The 17,845-nt window shown below is 65.6% G+C and carries 16 protein-coding genes; 9 read left to right on the top strand and 7 right to left on the bottom strand.

Annotated elements, in window-relative coordinates; all coding sequences use genetic code 11:
- Positions 1–19: 19 nt before the first annotated feature.
- The 3 genes from J3S28_RS17735 to J3S28_RS17745 all read right to left on the bottom strand — a co-directional run bounded on the left by J3S28_RS17735 (position 20) and on the right by J3S28_RS17745 (position 3,700).
- Complete coding sequence (locus tag J3S28_RS17735; protein ID WP_207842039.1) at positions 20–1,357, bottom strand: lipase family protein; 1,338 nt, start codon at positions 1,355–1,357, stop codon at positions 20–22.
- A gap of 55 nt (positions 1,358–1,412) precedes the next feature.
- On the bottom strand, positions 1,413–2,999 hold the full coding sequence (locus J3S28_RS17740) for a GMC oxidoreductase (protein ID WP_207842175.1): 1,587 nt from the start codon (positions 2,997–2,999) through the stop codon (positions 1,413–1,415).
- 149 nt (positions 3,000–3,148) lie between these two features.
- On the bottom strand, positions 3,149–3,700 hold the full coding sequence (locus J3S28_RS17745; protein ID WP_207842040.1) for a TetR/AcrR family transcriptional regulator: 552 nt from the start codon (positions 3,698–3,700) through the stop codon (positions 3,149–3,151).
- Between the two features lie 44 nt (positions 3,701–3,744).
- Between J3S28_RS17745 and J3S28_RS17750 the strand changes: the two genes are divergently transcribed.
- From J3S28_RS17750 to J3S28_RS17775, 6 genes are all read left to right on the top strand, one after another.
- Positions 3,745–4,539 (top strand): alpha/beta fold hydrolase, encoded by a 795-nt coding sequence (locus J3S28_RS17750; RefSeq protein ID WP_207842041.1) that lies wholly within the window; start codon positions 3,745–3,747, stop codon positions 4,537–4,539.
- Entirely contained in the window at positions 4,536–5,729 is a 1,194-nt protein-coding gene (locus J3S28_RS17755; RefSeq protein WP_372436024.1) for a PP2C family protein-serine/threonine phosphatase, read from the top strand. Before J3S28_RS17750 ends, J3S28_RS17755 begins: the two co-directional genes overlap by 4 nt.
- A gap of 53 nt (positions 5,730–5,782) precedes the next feature.
- On the top strand, positions 5,783–5,935 hold the full coding sequence (locus tag J3S28_RS17760) for a hypothetical protein (RefSeq protein ID WP_207842042.1): 153 nt from the start codon (positions 5,783–5,785) through the stop codon (positions 5,933–5,935).
- 52 nt (positions 5,936–5,987) lie between these two features.
- Positions 5,988–6,869: a hypothetical protein gene (locus J3S28_RS17765; protein ID WP_207842043.1), complete on the top strand. Its 882-nt coding sequence runs from the start codon at positions 5,988–5,990 to the stop codon at positions 6,867–6,869.
- A gap of 311 nt (positions 6,870–7,180) precedes the next feature.
- Positions 7,181–8,152, top strand: coding sequence for a dioxygenase family protein (locus J3S28_RS17770; RefSeq protein WP_237341719.1), 972 nt, complete (start codon positions 7,181–7,183; stop codon positions 8,150–8,152).
- A 246-nt stretch (positions 8,153–8,398) separates the two neighbouring features.
- The gene (locus J3S28_RS17775) at positions 8,399–9,517 is read left to right on the top strand and encodes an XdhC family protein (protein WP_207842178.1); all 1,119 of its coding nucleotides are present in this window, start codon (positions 8,399–8,401) and stop codon (positions 9,515–9,517) included.
- Positions 9,518–9,598: 81 nt separating this feature from the next.
- Here J3S28_RS17775 and J3S28_RS17780 read toward each other — a convergent pair whose 3' ends face one another.
- Together J3S28_RS17780 and J3S28_RS17785 are read right to left on the bottom strand one after the other, a co-directional pair.
- On the bottom strand, positions 9,599–10,846 hold the full coding sequence (locus J3S28_RS17780) for an alkane 1-monooxygenase (protein WP_207842044.1): 1,248 nt from the start codon (positions 10,844–10,846) through the stop codon (positions 9,599–9,601).
- Positions 10,847–11,212: 366 nt separating this feature from the next.
- Positions 11,213–12,826: an FAD-dependent monooxygenase gene (locus J3S28_RS17785; protein WP_207842045.1), complete on the bottom strand. Its 1,614-nt coding sequence runs from the start codon at positions 12,824–12,826 to the stop codon at positions 11,213–11,215.
- A 212-nt stretch (positions 12,827–13,038) separates the two neighbouring features.
- Here J3S28_RS17785 and J3S28_RS17790 point away from each other — a divergent pair, with 212 nt between their 5' ends.
- Positions 13,039–13,590, top strand: a complete 552-nt coding sequence (locus tag J3S28_RS17790; protein ID WP_207842046.1) for a YceI family protein — start codon at positions 13,039–13,041, stop codon at positions 13,588–13,590.
- 113 nt (positions 13,591–13,703) lie between these two features.
- Here the strand turns inward: J3S28_RS17790 and J3S28_RS17795 are convergent, their stop codons facing one another.
- On the bottom strand, positions 13,704–14,318 hold the full coding sequence (locus tag J3S28_RS17795) for a TetR/AcrR family transcriptional regulator (protein ID WP_207842047.1): 615 nt from the start codon (positions 14,316–14,318) through the stop codon (positions 13,704–13,706).
- A gap of 112 nt (positions 14,319–14,430) precedes the next feature.
- Here J3S28_RS17795 and J3S28_RS17800 point away from each other — a divergent pair, with 112 nt between their 5' ends.
- Complete coding sequence (locus J3S28_RS17800) at positions 14,431–16,113, top strand: adenylate/guanylate cyclase domain-containing protein (RefSeq protein ID WP_207842048.1); 1,683 nt, start codon at positions 14,431–14,433, stop codon at positions 16,111–16,113.
- Between the two features lie 51 nt (positions 16,114–16,164).
- Entirely contained in the window at positions 16,165–17,049 is an 885-nt protein-coding gene (locus J3S28_RS17805) for an oxidoreductase (RefSeq protein ID WP_207842049.1), read from the top strand.
- Between the two features lie 32 nt (positions 17,050–17,081).
- Here the strand turns inward: J3S28_RS17805 and J3S28_RS17810 are convergent, their stop codons facing one another.
- Positions 17,082–17,747: an alpha-ketoglutarate-dependent dioxygenase AlkB gene (locus tag J3S28_RS17810; RefSeq protein WP_207842050.1), complete on the bottom strand. Its 666-nt coding sequence runs from the start codon at positions 17,745–17,747 to the stop codon at positions 17,082–17,084.
- Between the last annotated feature and the right edge of the window lie 98 nt (positions 17,748–17,845).

Consider the following 17,845-nt stretch of genomic DNA (forward strand, 5'->3'; position numbering starts at 1 on the left):
CGGTTTTCAGGGCGCCGGATCAGTTGAACGTGCAGCCGTTGAGCGGCTTGTCTGCGAAACGGTCCAGCAGGTAGTCGATCACCCCGTTGGTGACGATGCCGTCGATGACCTCGGGCCCGAAGTGGTTGGGAATGACCAATCCCGGTCCTATCGGGGGTAGTTCGTTGGTACGGAAGGTGACGTCGGCGCCGTCCTCGCACCAGCCCGTGGCGAGTGCCTTCACCTGGTTGTGAGGAATGGTGTCGTCGTTGATGCCGGCGGTGAGCAAGACGGGTGTGCTCGGCGTCAGCGTTCCGATTCGTTGCTGCTCGAAAATGGGTGCGGCCTCGGGGATGGTCTCGAGATTCGCCAGTAATGATCGGCCGTCTCTGGTCAGCGAGCTGGTCCGCAGGAAGGGATGTTTGATGATCACATCGCCTATGCACTCCGTGCTGAGTTGATCCAGCATCACCTGACCCGCCGGTGATGTGCGTTCGCGCAGGGGCTCTTCCAGGTTCGGATGCCGAGCGACGAATCCGTTGATGGCGAAGCCGATCGCACCCCCGATCAGGTTTCCATCGATCTTGGTCAGCACGGCGAGTAGATCGGCAGGCGGCGCGCCCGACCAGGTCCCCTTGAGGTTCAGCTCGGGTGCGTACGTCGGCTGTAGTTCGGCTGCGGCGGCTGTGGCACCACCACCCTGCGAGTAGCCCCAGAACGCGATCGGCGTCTGCGGTCCGGTGCCGCTGATCGCGTTCGCGGCCCGTGCTGCGTCGAGGACCGCGTGGGCCTCTTCGATGCGGTTGACGTACGTGTGAACGCCCGGGGTGCCCAGCCCGATGTAGTCGGTGACAAAGACCCTTGCTCCCAACGCGTTCCACCTCGCCGCCGCGGGGGCTTCCTGATTCGCGGACAGGGACAGCTGATCGGGGTCCAGGAGCAGGCCGGTGGAAAATGCCAGGGAGGGCGCGCAGTGGTCGCCTTGGCCCATGGTGCCGGGTGCGATCACGATGGTGGGCCGCTCGCCTGAGCCCTGCCACGGTTGGGTCGAGTCGATGAATGTTCCGGTCACCACGGTGGGATCCCCGGTCTCCAGCTGCGAGGTGTACATCACCCGCTTCGCCGAGCCCGGCCACGGACCGTTGAGTCCGGGGACGGACACGAGCAGCGGCATCGGTTCGGTGCGAACCACCGAACCGGGTGTGCTCGAGACTGCCGTGGGCGGTTGATAGAACTCGGTCACCGGTGCCGCGGTCGCCTGCGGGACTGCGGCGTTGAGACCGACAGCGGTCGCGACCGAGAGCAACACGGCGAGTGCGCCTGCTCGGCCGCGCCGGCGACGTGGCGACCGGTTGTAGTTCGAATCATCGTTGGTCATGGTGCTTCCTGTCCGCGGTCAGCTGGTGCAGATGGTGCTCGATCACGCAGGGCCGTCATATCGCGACACCTACGTCGCGGACGACGATCTGGTCGAGTGCACGTTCGGCCACCGCAGCGATGGTCATCGAGGGGTTGCAGGCCGCAGAGTTCCCAGGCATCAGGGCGCCGTCGAGAACGTACAACCCGGGTTGGCCCTGTACCCGGCCCTCGAGGTCGCAGACCGATCCCATGCTCGCGCCACCGAGGGGATGCCAGGTGGAGGGGAACGCCAGGTTGGTATCGGTGAGAATGCCCGCGGGTCCGGCGATCTTGCGCACGGCGGGTCCGATGTGACCGTTCTGGATGGCCGAATCGGCGTCCGTCGGCCAGCGCAGGCGGGCGTCGTCGGCGGCGGAGTCGTAGTAGAACCGGCCACGCCCTCGGCTGACCCCGTATCCGACCATCATCGTGCTCCGGGCGTCGAACGACAGCGGTGGCACGGAGGCCTGGATGACGGTGAACGCGGATTCCGGGTCGTCCCAGTTCTTGCTGCCGTAGACGACCGGACCGCCCTGTGGTGCACCGAATTCGGTCTCCAGGTTGGTCCAGACATAGATCCGGTCGGCGTTGGAACCCCAGTTGCCGCCCAGATCGTCCGGCATGTCGGGGATCTGACCTTTGGCGGCGGCGCGCATCAGCAGTTTGGTGGTGTTCATGCTGCCCGCGGCCATGATCAGCGCCTTGGTGGTCAGGATCTTGTTCTCGAGCACCTGTCCGGAGGTGTCCGTCCGTTCGACGTGGACGATCCATCGGCCGTCCTTGGCCCGCTCGACATCGGTGACCTGATGCAGCGTCTGCACCGTCGCGAGACCGGTCGCCTCCGCTGCGGCGATGTAGGTGACGTCCACCGAGTGCTTGCCGCCGTTGTTGACCCCGAGTGCACCGGACCCGTTCGAATACGACGGCTTCATCTTGCCCGCCACCTCGTCGAGGGCGAAGTTCCAGTCGATCGGCATCGGGATCTTCGACACCGGGAGCCCGGCTCGCCTGACGTTGTCGGCGAACACTCTCGGCGCCCGATAGTTCGGGCTGGCGATCAACTCGTCCGGAGCGACCTGCAGCTGCAGCATGCGGGCGACACGCGGGTAGTGGACCCGGTTCATCAGCGCCCAGTCGAGCTCCTGAGGGAAGTGTGCGTTGAACACGGCTTCCGCGGGTTGCAACGTCATTCCCTGATAGACCAGGGACCCGCCACCGACGCCTGCTGCGCACAACGTCGTCATGTTGTCGCCGACAACAGCTTCGAGGAGCCCGACGTAGGGGTCGAACACCGCGGGCCTGCCGAAGAGCTGCGGGGCGGACTTGTGCCAGAGAATGCGCTTGTCCGGGGCGGTGGCGTCGGGGAAGGTGTTGGCGTTCGGGCCAGTGCGCCAGCGCTTTCCGCGCTCGAGGACCGTCACCGGAACACCGGCCTCGGCCAGGCGCAGCGCCGCGACACCGCCGCCGAAGCCGGACCCGATGACCACCGCACGGTGGTCTTCGCGGGTCAACGGGATCGTGGCGGGATTCGGCGCCGCCTGTGCAAGCACCCGGGACCCGGCCAGCGCAACCCCCGCGGCGGCCGCACCGGTCAGAAAGGTGCGGCGTTTGATGACAGAAATGACATGACCCCCATTGGCTGTCGCGATTCGCTGCGTTCGGAGACCCCTGCGGCCCCGACCCTCACAGCGTGCTCAAACCTAGACACTCTGGGTGGACAGTGTCAAGAATTACTCGACGAACCTGTTGTGCCCGGTGTCACGGCAAGCGGTTACGGATATGAGGGCAGCGCAGGCCCGAGCCAGCGCGTCAGGAAGCGTCGTAGATCGTCATCGGAATGGATCGCCTCGTCGTCGAACAGCACGACGGACAGTCCCAGTCGCAGCGCGATCTCGACGATGTCGTCGAGATCCGCCTTCACTGCGGCGTTGCGTTCGGCCAGGGGTGAGAGGAGTTCGTGCGCAATGGGTCTTGCGCGGGTCATCATCCCGGTGTCGAAGACGGGATTGCCCTCACCGGCCGTCCAGAGCGTGGCGAGGAGTTGATCGTCGCGGACGAGCGCGCGACCGCTGACGATCAGTTCGACGACGTATTCGACCGGTGACTCGATCGATTCCATTCGAGACCGGATGGCGGACAGGATCTCCAGCGCGACTCCGGCGATCGCCTGCGACACCAGGTCCTCACGCGACCCGAAGATCGAGTAGACGGTCTGTCGTGAGACCCCGGCGGCCGACGCGACCGCCGCAATGTTCACCGCCTCGAATCCGCCGGTCCCGATCAGGCCGAGGGTGGCGTCGAGGATTTTCTGGCGCGACCGCATCCGGTCATTATCAACCACGTCGGGCCGGGTGAGAGGATGGTCGCGTGGATGTGCGGGTGCGAAACAACGTGACGATCACCGGGGCGGACGACGCCCCGACCGTGATGCTTGCGCACGGATTCGGATGTGACCAGCATCTGTGGCGCCTGGTCGCTCGGCAGCTGGAGCCGCACTTTCAGGTGGTCATGTTCGATCACGTGGGGTCTGGTTCGTCCGATCCGGCGGCCTGGGACGCGCAGCGCTATGCCTCACTCGACGGCTATGCGCAGGACGTTCTCGAACTCGTCCGAGTCCTGGATCTACATGATGTCGTGTTCGTCGGTCACTCGGTGGCCGCGATGATCGGGGTACTGGCCGTGGCGTCGGATGCAAGCCGCTTCTCGAAGTTGGTGCTGCTGACGCCGTCACCGCGCTACCTCGACGACGAGGGGTACCGCGGCGGTTTCACCGGTCCCGACATTGATGAACTGCTCGAATCCCTGGAGAGCAACTATCTGGGTTGGTCGCGGCAGATGGCCCCGGTGATCATGGGAACCCCGGAGCGTCCGGAACTCGGCGACGAACTGACCGATAGCTTCTGCCGCACCGATCCGTCTCGCGCCCGCGTGTTCGCGCGCACCACGTTCTTGTCCGACAACCGGGCAGACCTCGGCCGCGTGAGGGTGCCCACCCTGGTGATCGAATGTGCTCACGACTCGCTGGCTCCTCGCGAGGTCGGTGCCTACGTCCACGAGCACATCGCCGGGAGCCAATTGGTCACCCTCGATGCCACCGGACACTGTCCGCAGCTCAGCGCGCCCGACGCAACCGCGGACGCGATTGCGGTCTTCGCCAGGTGATCGCCGGCGAGGGTGGTTCCGACGAGCTCGAAGACCTCTTCGAAAACGCGCCGTGCGGCTTCCTGTCGATGTCGCCGGAGGGCCGCATCATCAAGGTCAACACAACCTTGTGCGGGTGGTTGGACCGTCCGTCGAGTTCGCTGATCGGTGCACCGTTCACCACGATCCTGAGCGCCGGTGGCCGGATCCACTACGAAACCCACTTCCGGCCGGTGCTGCAGATGAGCGGACATCTCGACGCTATTTCGGTCGATCTGGTGCGCGCCGACGATTCGCGGCTGCCGGTCTTCGTCGATGCGAACGCGAAGACCGACGCGGCCGGCAACGTGGTCCTGATCCGGGTGACCGTGCAGGATGCCCGCGAAAGGCGCTCGTACGAGAAGGAACTCCTCTCCGAACGGCGCCGGGCCGAGCACGAGCGTGCGCGGGTGGGGGTTCTTGCCGCCACCCTGCAGCGAGCCATGCTGCCCCCGTCCCTGTCGCCTCCGGATGGGTTGGAAGCCGCTGCGTACCACCTCCCGGCCTCGGACGACGATGTCGGTGGCGACTTCTACGACCTGTTTCCGCTGTCGTCCACGCAGTGGGGATTCTTCCTGGGCGACGTGTCGGGCAAGGGTGCCGGAGCGGCGGCGGTGACGTCGCTGACCCGCTACACCCTGCGCTCCGCTGCGGTGTATGACGCCGATCCGATTGCGGTGCTACACAACCTCGACACCGTCTTGAGCCACGAATACCACGGGGACGACCCCCACTTCTGCACTGTGATCTTCGGGGTGCTGACCGCACGCGAGGGCAAGGCCGACCGCAGCGGGGGATGGGACGTCGAACTGGCCAGTGGCGGCCACCCACCGGCGCTGCTGTTGCGGGCCGATGGCACGGCGCGACACATCAGCACCGCGGGTGGTCAGTTCGTCGGAATACTCTCCGAGGCCAAATTCGTCTCTGCGCGAGTTCAACTCGGTGCCGGAGACACCCTGGTGCTCTACACCGACGGGCTCACCGAGGCCCGTACCGGCGTCGGCACCCAGCGGTACGACGACGATGGTGCGCTGCTGGAGTTCGCGAAGGCACAGGCCCCGGCATCAGCCGCCGATATCGTGGCGGCGCTGCAGCGACTACTCGCCGGTTTCGGTTCGGGTCTCGATGACGACACCGCGATACTCGCAGTGGGTGTGCCGACCGATCTGTGAATCCGGCTGTACTCGACGAGTGGCATGCGTGTTTGCGGGCGTAACCTGGGCCGATGACCTCCAAGAAAGAGCATCCCGAATCCGGCGAGCCCACCGAAGAGCCCAAGGGCGGGCGACCGGGGCCTGTCGACGAGGGCGGCACAGGCGGCATGGCGACCCGCGAGGTCGCGCCGGAGATCGTGCACAAGAAGGACAGAAAAGACTGACAGCTGCCCCGACGGCATCACTGCGTCAAGGGGTACGCAGTAGCGTTCCCTCATGACTCAAGCGCTCGCGTCGGTGGTGGAATCCGGCGCCGCCCGGATCCGGTCGGTCCCGGGTGGTTCGCTGGTCCTGCAGATCGTGTCGGATCTCGCCCGCAGCGAGATCGCCGACCGGGCGATGACCCTTGCGGGACAGGCCTTCACCTCGATTCTCCCGGTGATGATCCTGCTGTCCGCGATCCCGGGCAAGGGCGTTCTCGACGACGCGCTCGAGGGGTACGATCTCACCTCCGGCGACCTGGCGCTCGGATCCTCGGGGACGCAGGATGCCGCCGTGACCTTTGGGGTGATCGGCGCGGTGATGACCCTCGTGAGCGCCACCTCGTTCTCACGCGCCCTGGACCGGATGTACTCCCGGGTCTGGGGCGTGCCGCGGCTGTCCCTGAAACAGAGCTGGCGTTGGCTGGTCGTCATCGTCGCTGTTGCGATCGGTGTGGCGATCCAGACAGTCCTGCCCTCGCTCCGCGACGTCTGGTCGATCCGCGCGGCCGTCGACTTCGGTATCGAGCTGGCGCTCGGGTACCTGCTGTGGGCTGTCCTGTGGTTCGGGATCGCCTGGCTGCTCACCTCGGGCCGCATCAATACGCGGTGCCTGCTGCTCAACGCCGGCATCACAGCCGCGGGGCTCACCGTCTTGGTCGTGGCGACGCATATCGGGATGTCCCGGGTGCTGGCCTCGGCGACGGATCAGTTCGGCATTCTCGGCGTCATCTTCACAGTGATCAGCTGGCTGTTCGTCTTCTCTGCGATCGTCATCGCCGCGACCGTGATCGTCCATGCACTGTTCGTCGAAGAAGGTGTGGTCGGACGGTGGTTACACGCCGCCGACGATCCGGGCCCTCGGGTCGACCCGCCACGGGCGGTGGCCGTCGACTGAGGTGCGGGCCCACGAAAAAGCCGCCGACCAGATGGTCGGCGGCCTCCTCGATGCCAGGGACGGTGCCCGCCAATGCGCCTCTCGGCAAGTGGCCGCTCTCGGCGGCTTATGGGGTGGTACCCGGGGCTTGATCCGGACACCGTCAGATCTCTCAACCGGATGATCGAGCGATCTATTCCATCGTAGAGGTGAACCGGCCCGGGATGCGTGTGACTGCTCCCAGCGAACCCACAGGGTGTGTGCAGGGTGCGCCGGGGTTGCCTCGATATCAATGGAGACACAGGAACAACAGCCCCTTGAAGGAGTCATCGATGAGCAAGCGTCGGATGTTCGGTCGCGACCCGGAGGTGCACGAGCACGACCTCGGCCTCTCCCACGATATGAAGACGATGTCGCGACGCGGAGCCTTGGCCCTGTTCGGCGCGGCAGGCGCCACCGCCGCACTCGCGGCGTGCGGTTCGTCGTCTTCGTCGACGACGGCGGCATCCTCGTCGACGGCCACCGCAGGTACCAGCACCTCGACCGCTGACGCGGTGGGTGAGTGCGTCACCGCAGCGCCCGGCGAAACCGCAGGTCCGTACCCGGGCGACGGCTCGAACGGCCCCAACGTCCTGGTCGAATCGGGGATCGTCCGTAAGGACATCACCGGTAGCTTCGGTGCGTCGACGGGTACAGCCGAGGGTGTCCCGATGACCATCACGATGGCGCTGCAGGATCTGACGAAGAATTGCGATCCGGGCACCGGCATGGCGGTCTACCTCTGGCATTGCGACCGCGACGGCGAGTATTCGCTGTACGGAAAAGCGATCACCGACCAGAACTACCTGCGCGGCGTGCAGGTCGCCGGCGCCGACGGCACTGTGTCGTTCACCTCGATCTTCCCGGCCGCGTACTCCGGCCGGTGGCCCCACATCCACTTCGAGGTCTACGACTCCCTCGAAGTCGCGATCGCGGGAGAGAACGCCCGGCTCACGTCGCAGATCGCGCTGCCGCAGGAGGCCTGCGACGCGGTCTTCGCCGGTGCGGAAGGGTATGAGAAGAGCGTCACCAACATGACCCGCACCACCTTGTCGTCGGACAACGTGTTCGGTGACGGCTGGGATGCCGAACTCGCCACCGCCACCGGCAGTGTCTCCGCCGGCTACGACATCGCGATCACTATCGGTGTAGCCGCGAAATCGGAGAACGCCCAGGCTGCCCCGCCTGCAGGTGGCGGCGGACCGGGCGGCGGTCCCGGTGGTGAGGGTGGCCCCGGCGGCAGCGAACCCCCGGCGATGCCCTGACCCCGCCCATCCTGCCGAGACAGCCGCCCATCGTGCCGAGGATGTCAGGTCGCGAACGACAGACTTTGCCGAGCCGGAGCTGGAACTCGGTTGTCGGACCGGGCTCTTCGATCGCCACCGTGAGACGTCCTTTGCGTTCGAGTGGACTGCGCACCGAGGTGGGTGCCACGATCGGAGTTCACGTTGGACGTTGCCGGCGCGGTGCCGGTCGCAATTCACTGGCCGGGCACCGGCATGGAGGCCACGATGCAGGATGTACTCGCAGAGCTGATGCAGATCTGGCGCAGCGGCGGGACAGCCGGTGTCGGCACCGTTGTCCGGACGTTCCGTTCGGCGCCTCGGCCACCCGGTGCGTCGATGGTGGTCGCACCGGACGGCACCGTCAGCGGGTCGGTGTCCGGCGGTTGCGTCGAGGGAGCGGTCTACGAGTCGGCGTCCGCCGCGGCCGAGTCCGGGACACCGTTGCTCGAGCGTTATGGGGTGAGCGACGACGACGCGTTCGCGGTCGGTCTGACCTGCGGCGGAATCCTGGACATCTTCACCGAATCCGTGTCGCAGACAACGTTTCCCGAACTCGGCGACATTGCCGACGACATCGAACAGCACCGTCCGGTGGCCATCGCGACCGTCGTCTCGCATGTCGACGCCTCCTGGGTTGGTCGCCGGCTGATCGTCCGCACCGACACCGCTCAGGGGTCACTCGGTTCCGGTCGGATGGACAACGCGGTGATCGACGACGCGCGTGGTTTGCTGGCCGCCGGCCGCAGCGAGGTACTGACTTACGGTCCTGACGGTCAACGCCGGGGTGAGGGTATGGCCGTGTTCGTCGCGGCCCACGCCCCCCGCCCGCGGATGCTGGTGTTCGGGGCCATCGATTTCGCAGCGGCGGTCGCCCAGCAGGGCTCCTTTCTGGGCTACCGCGTGACGGTCTGCGATGCCCGCGCCGTCTTCGCGACGCCCGCACGTTTCCCTACCGCCGACGAGGTCGTCGTCGAGTGGCCACACCGGTATCTGTCAGACCAGATCGCGACCGGGTCGCTCGACGCCCGGACCGTCATCTGCGTCCTCACCCATGACCCGAAGTTCGACGTCCCGCTGCTCGAAGTGGCGTTGCGGATGCCGGAGGTCGCGTTCGTCGGCGCGATGGGGTCGAGGCGTACCCACCTCGACAGACTCGACCGGTTACGCGAGGCAGGGTTGACGCATGAACAGATCGATCGACTCTCCAGTCCGATCGGACTCGACCTCGGCGCCCGGACGCCCGCGGAGACCGCGGTGTCGATCGCGGCCGAGATCATCGCACAACGTTGGGGCGGCGGCGGTCGTCCGCTCACCGAGATCGAAGGCCGGATTCACCACGAATAGGGTGGGCGTCCCCAGGACGGCTCCGAATGCATCGTCGACGATGTCGCTGCAGTGCCGGGCAGGGACAATCGCCGTGCCCGGTCACCGGACATCCCTGCCGGGCGTCGCCAAAGGGTGGTGTCCGTAGCGCCGGGCCATCGCGTCGGCCTTGGCTGGGTGCACGTTGACGCGAGACAGGTCGCCGCCGTAGTGCGCCATCACTCGGCGGTCCATGACCGCGCGCCACAGTGGCGGCACAGTAGCCAACAAAACCATCAACGCGTACCCGGCGGGGAACTGCGGCGCCTCCTCGCAGCTGCGCAACACCTGATAGCGCCGCCGAGGCCGGGAATGGTGGTCGGAGTGCCGCTGCAGGTTCAGCAACACCACGTTGCTGAACACATGATCTCCATTCCAGCTGTGCTCGGGGTGCACTTTCCCCGGCCGACCGCCGGCTCGAGGGATTCGCAGCAGCCCGTAGTGCTCGATGTAGTTCACCGCTTCGAGAACCAGCATGCCGATCACCGCCTGCAGTACGAACCACGGCGCCGCGCCCCAGCCGAACACGGCCACAATGACAATGACGATCACCAGGCTCGCCGCCCACGACTGCGCAATATTGTTACGCCAGTGCCAGAAGCGCAGCCCCCGTCGGTGCAGGCGAGCAGACTCCAACCGCACTCCAGAGACGAAGCCCCCGACCAGCGCCCGCGGATAGAACCTCCACAACGACTCACCGAGCCGCGCGCTCGCGGGATCCTGTGCGGTGGCGACTTTGAGGTGATGTCCCACGTTGTGCTCGACCAAAAAGTGTCCATACCACGAAGGCGCCAGGGCCAGCTTCGCCAGGGTCTGCTCACACGTGCCGCGTTTGTGACCCAATTCGTGCGCAGCGTTGATGCCGATTGCCGCACTCATTCCCATCGTGATGCACAGGCCCACCCGCTCGCCGGTGGTCATCGGTTCATGCGCCAGACACCAGAACCCGAAGAACAGCCCTGCGTACTGGACGGGAACAAAGAGATGAGTACACCAGCGGTAATAATTGTCAGCCGACAACGCCGGCACCGCCTCATCAGGCGGTCCGCTTCGGTCAGGCCTGCACACCAGATCGAGGAACGGCACCACGACCAACAGCAGGTACCCGCCGAATCCCCACAGCAGACCGGACACAGTGTGGGCCAGTAACCAGGCCACAAAAGGCCCAGCGGGCACCAGAAGGCTCAGCGGCCACAGATAGCGCTTCGTGTCGCGCCAGCGATGAGTGTCCGAGTTCGCCGCGCCGGCGTCGACCGGACCAGAACGCTTCAGCGCAAACCCGGCGCCGCCGGCCCCCTTACGCCCACCCATCAGCCGATTCCCCTCCATAGACCAGGCCGACCGGGAAAGCTCTTGTCCTCGGCGCACCTGTTACACATCAAGCAAGAATAAATCGGTCGGCGATCGACATGACGCCAGACCTATTCCCATTCTCTACACTTCAGTTCTCCACGGGAGTGGATATTGTTACACCACACCGGACCTGTTTTCGAAAGCACCTTAAAGACACTTCGAATATTAGAGAGCTGTCCAGAATTACCACTTGTATAAATTTTGACACCGATGCGTAATCGTCACCATTTCTCGGATCCGGCACCAATTGGCGGTAAATCTGCGCGCACATGAAATCGCGGATCCGACATGGCGGTTCCGTTGAGGATCAACGGAATCCGAGAGCTATCGGAAGGTCTTCTTCAGATGAGCAATGAGATCGTCGCCGGAGACCGTGCCTGCGCTGTAGCCCAGATAGCCGTCCGGCCGGATCACGAAGAGCGAATGATCCTGAGCGCCATAGGCTTCGACAAAGGTCCCAGCGGTGTCGCGGATGACCGGTAGCACGGTCGGCGAGACGTCGGCGCCGGGGGAGGCGACGAGGTAGATGTCGAGTTCGTCGTGTGCAGCCGACTGCGCGGTCGCGACCAGGCCCTCGATATCGAGGAGGGTGTCGGTGGTCGATGTCCCGTCCAGGTAGATGACGACGGTGTGCCGTAGCCGGTCCAGTAGCGAGAACAACCGGATCGGGTCGGTGACCATGTCCCTGGTCAGACCCTTGGCGTCTGGAGCGCGCACCCCTGGCCGGAGGAGCGTCTCGTCGGAGGACTTTTCGATGATGGGGCTGTCCGCGTATTCGATGAGGAGCTGGGCCTCGCGGCGCATGACGTAGGCGGGGTCGTTTTCTCCCGCGCCGATACCCTCACGGGCGCTGCGGACGGTACGGCCGACAACCTCCTCGCCGACGGGTCGGCGTTCGGTGTCGTAGCTGGCGGTCAACCCGTCCGAGGCTTTGCCCTGGACGGCCAAGGCCACCTTCCAGGCGAGGTTGTGCGCGTCCTGGATGCCGGTGTTCATGCCCTGCCCGCCGGTGGGGGGATGAATGTGCGCGGCGTCGCCTGCGACGAAGACGCGACCGTGACCGTAGGAATCGACGATGCGGTGGCTGATCCGGAACACCGACGACCAGCGCAGGTTTCTCGCCGTGGTCGGTTCGGGCGACAGACGATCGATAACGGCCTGGATGTGGGAGAGTTCGGGCTTCTTTTCGCCCTCGAACCCATGGGCGACGGCGCCGCGTTCGGGTTTCGCGGTGGCGAGTTCGTCGGGCACCAGCATCGACATCCGGTAGCGGCCACGGCCTGCGAGAGGGATGCAGACCAGGAGATCGTCGGTCTTGCCATCTGTCTGGTGCATGGCCCGGATCCCGTAGCCGCTGGGCTGCGACCAATCGACCTCGACGTCGCCGAGCATGTACTGCTCTTCGAAGGCCGCGCCCTCGAAGGTCAGACCGAGGGTCTTCCGGGTGACGCTGTGCGCTCCGTCCGCGCCGATGAGGTACTGGGCGGTGACCGTCTCTTCGCCGTCGGGAGTGGACAGGGTCGCGGTGACGCCGTCGGTGTTCTGCTCGAAACCGGTCAGAGCCTTGCCGCGCTCGATCGGCAGCCCGAGGGTTGCGAGTCGTTCTCGCAGGATGCGCTCGGTGACGTATTGGGGGATGGAGGCGAATCCGAACGGTACGTCCGATGGGAGCCCGAGGTCGAAACGCCCTGCCGCCTCGCCATTGACATAGACGATCTGTCCCCGCATCTGCGTCGAGGCGTCGAGGATCTGGCGCAGAACTCCCATGCCCTCGAAGACCTCGAGCGTCCGGGGCTGGACCCCGACGGCTTTCGCATACTGCGGTGGCTCGAGCAGGGGGTCGACGATCCGGCACCGGACACCACGCCGTCGTAGCTCGATCGCGGCGGTCAACCCGACCGGTCCGGCTCCGATCACGAGGACTCCTGTTTCTGCCACTGCGCTACCGCCTGTCTCGAGTTTCGCTCACCGTCCCGACTCAGAGTATGCAAGGAAACGGACAGTCGGAAGTGGTTCCGGTCACATTCCGGCCGCGTCGGTGCAGGTCAGTAGGGCGTGGATGTTAGGTCGCGGATCCCGGGAATGTATTCGGACCAAGGTCCGTTTAGACTCTCTGTAGGCCACAACGCAGTTCACCAAGGAGCAATCACATGAGCACCACTCTCACCACCACCGATCTGGAAGCCGGCACCTGGACCATCGATCCGGTGCACTCGTCCGTCTCCTTCTCCGTTCGTCACCTCATGGTCAGCAAGGTGCGCGGTAAGTTCGAGACCTTCTCGGGTGCCATCACCGTCGACGAGAGCGGCGTTCCGTCCGTCACCGCCGAGATCGACGTCAATTCGATCAACACCGGCAACGAAGGCCGCGACGGCCACATCAAGTCTGCTGACTTCTTCGAGGTCGAGAAGTACCCGACAGCCACCTTCACGAGCACCTCGGTCAAGGCCGACGGCGACGACTACGCCCTCGAAGGTGACTTCACCCTTCACGGCGTGACCCGCCCGGTCACCCTCAAGCTCGAGTTCAACGGTGTCAACCCCGGCATGGGCAACGGCCCGGTCGCAGGCTTCGAGGCCTCGGTTGTGCTGAACCGCAAGGACTTCGGCATCGACCTCGACATGCCCCTCGAGACCGGCGGCAGCGTCGTCGGCGACAAGGTCACCATCACCCTCGAGATCGAAGCCGGCAAAACTGCCTGATCTCGCCTGAAAGCACCTGGTCCGATCCCCCCGTCGGATCAGGTTCAGCGGCGGCCGCGCGTACCGGAAGATCCCGGTGCCGCGGCCGCCGTTTCCATATCCGCCCGCGTTCGTCAGTGTGCGATGAGGCCGGCCAGCAGCAGATCGACGAGGCCGCCCAAGTACTGCTCGTCGACGGGTTCGCGACTGAGCAGCACTCGCGTGTAGATGGGTGCGTGGAGCACCTCGAGTGCCATCGCGAAGTCGGGTTGCGCAGTGTCGACGATCTCGCCGCGAGCGATGGCCCGCGCAAAGATCACTGCCAGCACGTCGAGCCTGGCCTCGACCATGCGCCGCCGTGCCTCGTCGAGAGGGTCGATGTCCACCGGCATCGCGGCCAGGCGCAGGAGTGCCTTCATCTGCGGACTCGTCAGGGAGGTGTGCAGATCGGTGCACATCGCGATGAGATCGCCGCGGAGCGAACCTGTGTCAGGGGAGGCGATCGATGGATCGAAGTGATCGATGAGGGCGTCTGTGACCAGCTGCTCTTTGGTCTTCCAACGCCGGTAGATCGAGGTCACGTGGACGCCGGCACGCTCGGCGACGTGAGCGATGGTCAGACCGTCGAAACCGACGTTGAGCAGCTCGTGAACCGCGGCTGACATCACGCCGTCGCGGACGGCGGCCCCCCGGCGATGCGACCGCGTCGTGCTCGGTCGCTCCGGTGCGGGGGGAGGGGGCTGCGTCACCTGCCCACTCTAACGCAACTCTAGTTGCATTATGTATACTCACCGGCGAGACTTCCGTTGCGGTCAGGGCCATGTCCGGGGCACGATCAGCGGCGAGAGAAGGCGGACCTCGATGCCACGACCGAGCGCTCGACGATCCGGGGTCTCCGGTGCGCTGAGCGCGGTCATGCACCTCGACGATTTTCTGATCGGAGTCCCCGATCCCAGTCAGGACGGCCCGGACAGTCGCAGACACGTCGCGAACCGGTTCATCATCCTGGCGGTCCTCGGACTCGCGATCAGCAACATCATCGCCGCGATCGAGACCGTGGTGATGATCCAGCTGGTGATGACCGGCGGCGAGCTGAGCGTCTCGGGGATGATCAGCGGGTCCAACCTGACCGTTCTCATCATCGCCGTGGTGGTGGCGCTCGCCGTGGGCGGCGCCCTCAGCATCTACCTGCTGTACCCACAGCTGACCTGGTTCGTCAAAGCCGTACCCGCCACCCCGGCCAAGCGTCGATCGATTCAATTGATGCCGCTGCAGCAGGCGGGAGCAGCGCTGCTCACCTGGGCTGTCGGTGCCATCGTCTACATCCCGGTCGGGCTGGGCGGTTCGGCGGTCGAGTTCGTCGTCTACGGTTCCGCATTCCTCATGGCGGGCACGTCGGCCGGTTGCCTCAGCTACTTGTTCGTGGAGCGGATGTCGCGGCCGCTGGTCGCCATCGCGCTGCGCGGCGGGGTGCTCGGCGGCGCGATACTCGGTGTGCGCGAACGTCTGCTGGCGGTGTGGATCGTCTTCTGTGCCATCCCGCTGTTCGGCATCATCGCGATCAACGTCGGCCGGTTGGCGGGTTGGCTGCCGGACAACCGCATGCTGATCGACACGCCGACGGTGGTGCTCGCCATCTTCTGCCTGCTCGGCGGAATCCGGGCCACTGTCTTGGTGTCACGGTCGATCACCGACCCGCTGCGCGAGATCCGGACCGGTATGGAGCAGGTGCAGTCGGGTCAGGTTCACCCTGTGGTGGACGTCTACGACTCGTCCGAGCTGGGAATCCTGCAACAGGGCTTCAACGACATGGTGGCCGGGCTCGCCGAACGAGAGCAGATCAGGGAACTCTTCGAGCGCCATGTCGGGGACGGCGTCGCGCGACTGGCGTTGGAACAGGGTGCGGGCTTCCACGGTGAGAACGCGTTCGTCGGTGTGCTGTTCGTTGACATCCAGGGGTCGACCACGCTCGCCGAGCGCGAGAAACCCGAAACCGTGGCCACCCTCCTGAACAGCTTCTTCGCGATCGTCGCAGAGGTCGTCGACCGTCACGACGGCTTCATCAACAAGTTCGAGGGCGACGCCGCACTGGCCATCTTCGGCGCTCCCAGCGCGGTCGACGACCCCGCGGGCGCAGCACTGGCCGCCGCCCGTGATCTCTATGCGGAACTGGAGGTTCTCAGGCCGCTTCGTTTTTCGATCGGCGTCTCCGCGGGCACCGTCTTCGCGGGCAACATCGGTGCGGTCACCCGATACGAGTACACCGTGGTCGGTGACGCCGTCAACGAGTCGGCCAGGCTGTCCGAGGCCGCCAAATCAGTGCGTTCGCACGTGCTGGCCAGCGGATCGGCGATGGATGCGTCGGAAGACGAATCCCCACAATGGAATTCGATCGGTTCGCTGGTGCTGCGTGGTCGCGCGGTGCCGACCAAGCTCTACACCATCGCCGCCGGCGCCGACCCGGCCGGATGGAGCCTGAAATCGCTCGTCGGCAGCGCGATCAAGATCCCCGGCATGATGCTCGGACTACGTGAACGTCGGTGAAGACCTTCCAACACAAGGAGACATGCACACGAACACAGGTACGTTGAAGCGATGACGTGGACTACTGCCGACATCCCAGACCAGACCGGACGCACGATCCTCATCACCGGGGCCAACAGTGGCCTGGGCAAGGAGGCTGCCCTCGCGCTCGGCGCCGCGGGCGCCGAGGTGATCCTCGCCTGCCGCACCGTGTCCAAGGCGGAACCGGTGGCAGCCCGGATCGGAGCGGGCGCGTCGATCACCGAACTCGATCTCGCCGATCTGAGTTCGGTGCGGGCGTGTGCCGAGCGCACCGGACCGATCGATGTGCTGATCAACAACGCAGGCGTGATGGCGGTGCCCGAGGCTCGTACGGCCGAAGGTTACGAGATGCAGTTCGGCACAAATCATCTCGGACACTTCGCCCTGACGGGACTGCTGCTGCCCAAGATCTCCGATCGGGTGGTGACCATGTCGTCGGCCATTCACCAGATCGGCAAGATCAACCTCGAGGATCCCAACTACCGCGAGCGCAGGTACCGCCGCTGGCCGGCGTACGGACAGTCGAAGCTGGCGAATCTGTTGTTCGGTTACGAACTCGCGGCTCGCCTCAGGGCATCCGGGTCGCCGGTGAAATCCATTGTGGCTCACCCGGGATACGCGGCGACCGAGCTGCAGTCCCATACCGAGACGTTCTGGGACCGGTTCATGGGGATCGGAAATCTGGCGGCCCAGTCCGCGGCCGATGGTGCACTGCCCGAACTGTATGCCGCGACCTCCCCGCAGGCCCGTTCGGGCGCGTACTACGGGCCCACGAAGCTCGGCGGCATGCGAGGTGCACCGGGACCCGCGAAATCGAACAAGCGCTCACACGACGAGCTTGTCGCGGCCGGTCTGTGGGACCTGTCCGAGTCGCTCACCGATGTGCGCTACGCCTTCTCTGGTGCCGAGCGCTGACCGGCGTCGGCCACCCGTTCCGAGACCCTGCCTCAGCGCACGCCGTGGGGCCGGAATTGCACACTGATCCTGGGTCCGACCCCGGTGGTCTTCGGGACGGCATGCTGCCACGTGCGCTGGCAGCTGCCGCCCATCACCAGTAGGTCGCCGTGACCCACGGTGAATTTCAGCGATCGGCCACCGCCCGTGGGCCGCAGCAGCAGCGGTCGCGGTGATCCGAGGGAGAGGATCGCGACCATCGTGTCCTCGGTCTTGCCGCGGCCGATGGTGTCGCCGTGCCAGGCGACACTGTCGTTGCCGTTGCGGTACAGACATAACCCGGCTGAGCTGAAACCCTCGGGCAACTCGTCGCGGTAGAAGTCGGTGAGAGCGCCGCGGCACGTCTCCAGCAACGGATGTGGGAAAGTGCGGCGATCCTCGTAGTGGCTGACCAGTCGCGGTACCGGCAGGACGCGGTCGTACATGACCCGCCGTTCTTCGCGCCATGCAGCGTCGGATTCCAACCGGTCGAACAGTTCGTCGGCGCCGGTGACCCAGCCCGGCCTCAGGTCCACCCAGGCGCCGGCGGTGAGTGTGCGCCGGGCGACGGCACCATCGAGCGGAGCCAGTCCGGGGGTGTGGTCGCCGACTGCCGAGCTTCGTTCGGCCCCCTCTGCCGCGTCCTCCTCGAACAGCGATGCCTGGCGACCGGGGTGCATGCGTCTCAGGCTACCTGCTGTCGAACATACATGCGAACAGTTGCGAAAACACCTTCGGCACCACGCACGAGCCAACCGGGCTCCGTGGGCGGCGACTC

Origin of the sequence: Williamsia soli, from assembly GCF_017377795.1 — a bacterium.
Classification (GTDB): Bacteria; Actinomycetota; Actinomycetes; order Mycobacteriales; family Mycobacteriaceae; genus Williamsia; species Williamsia soli.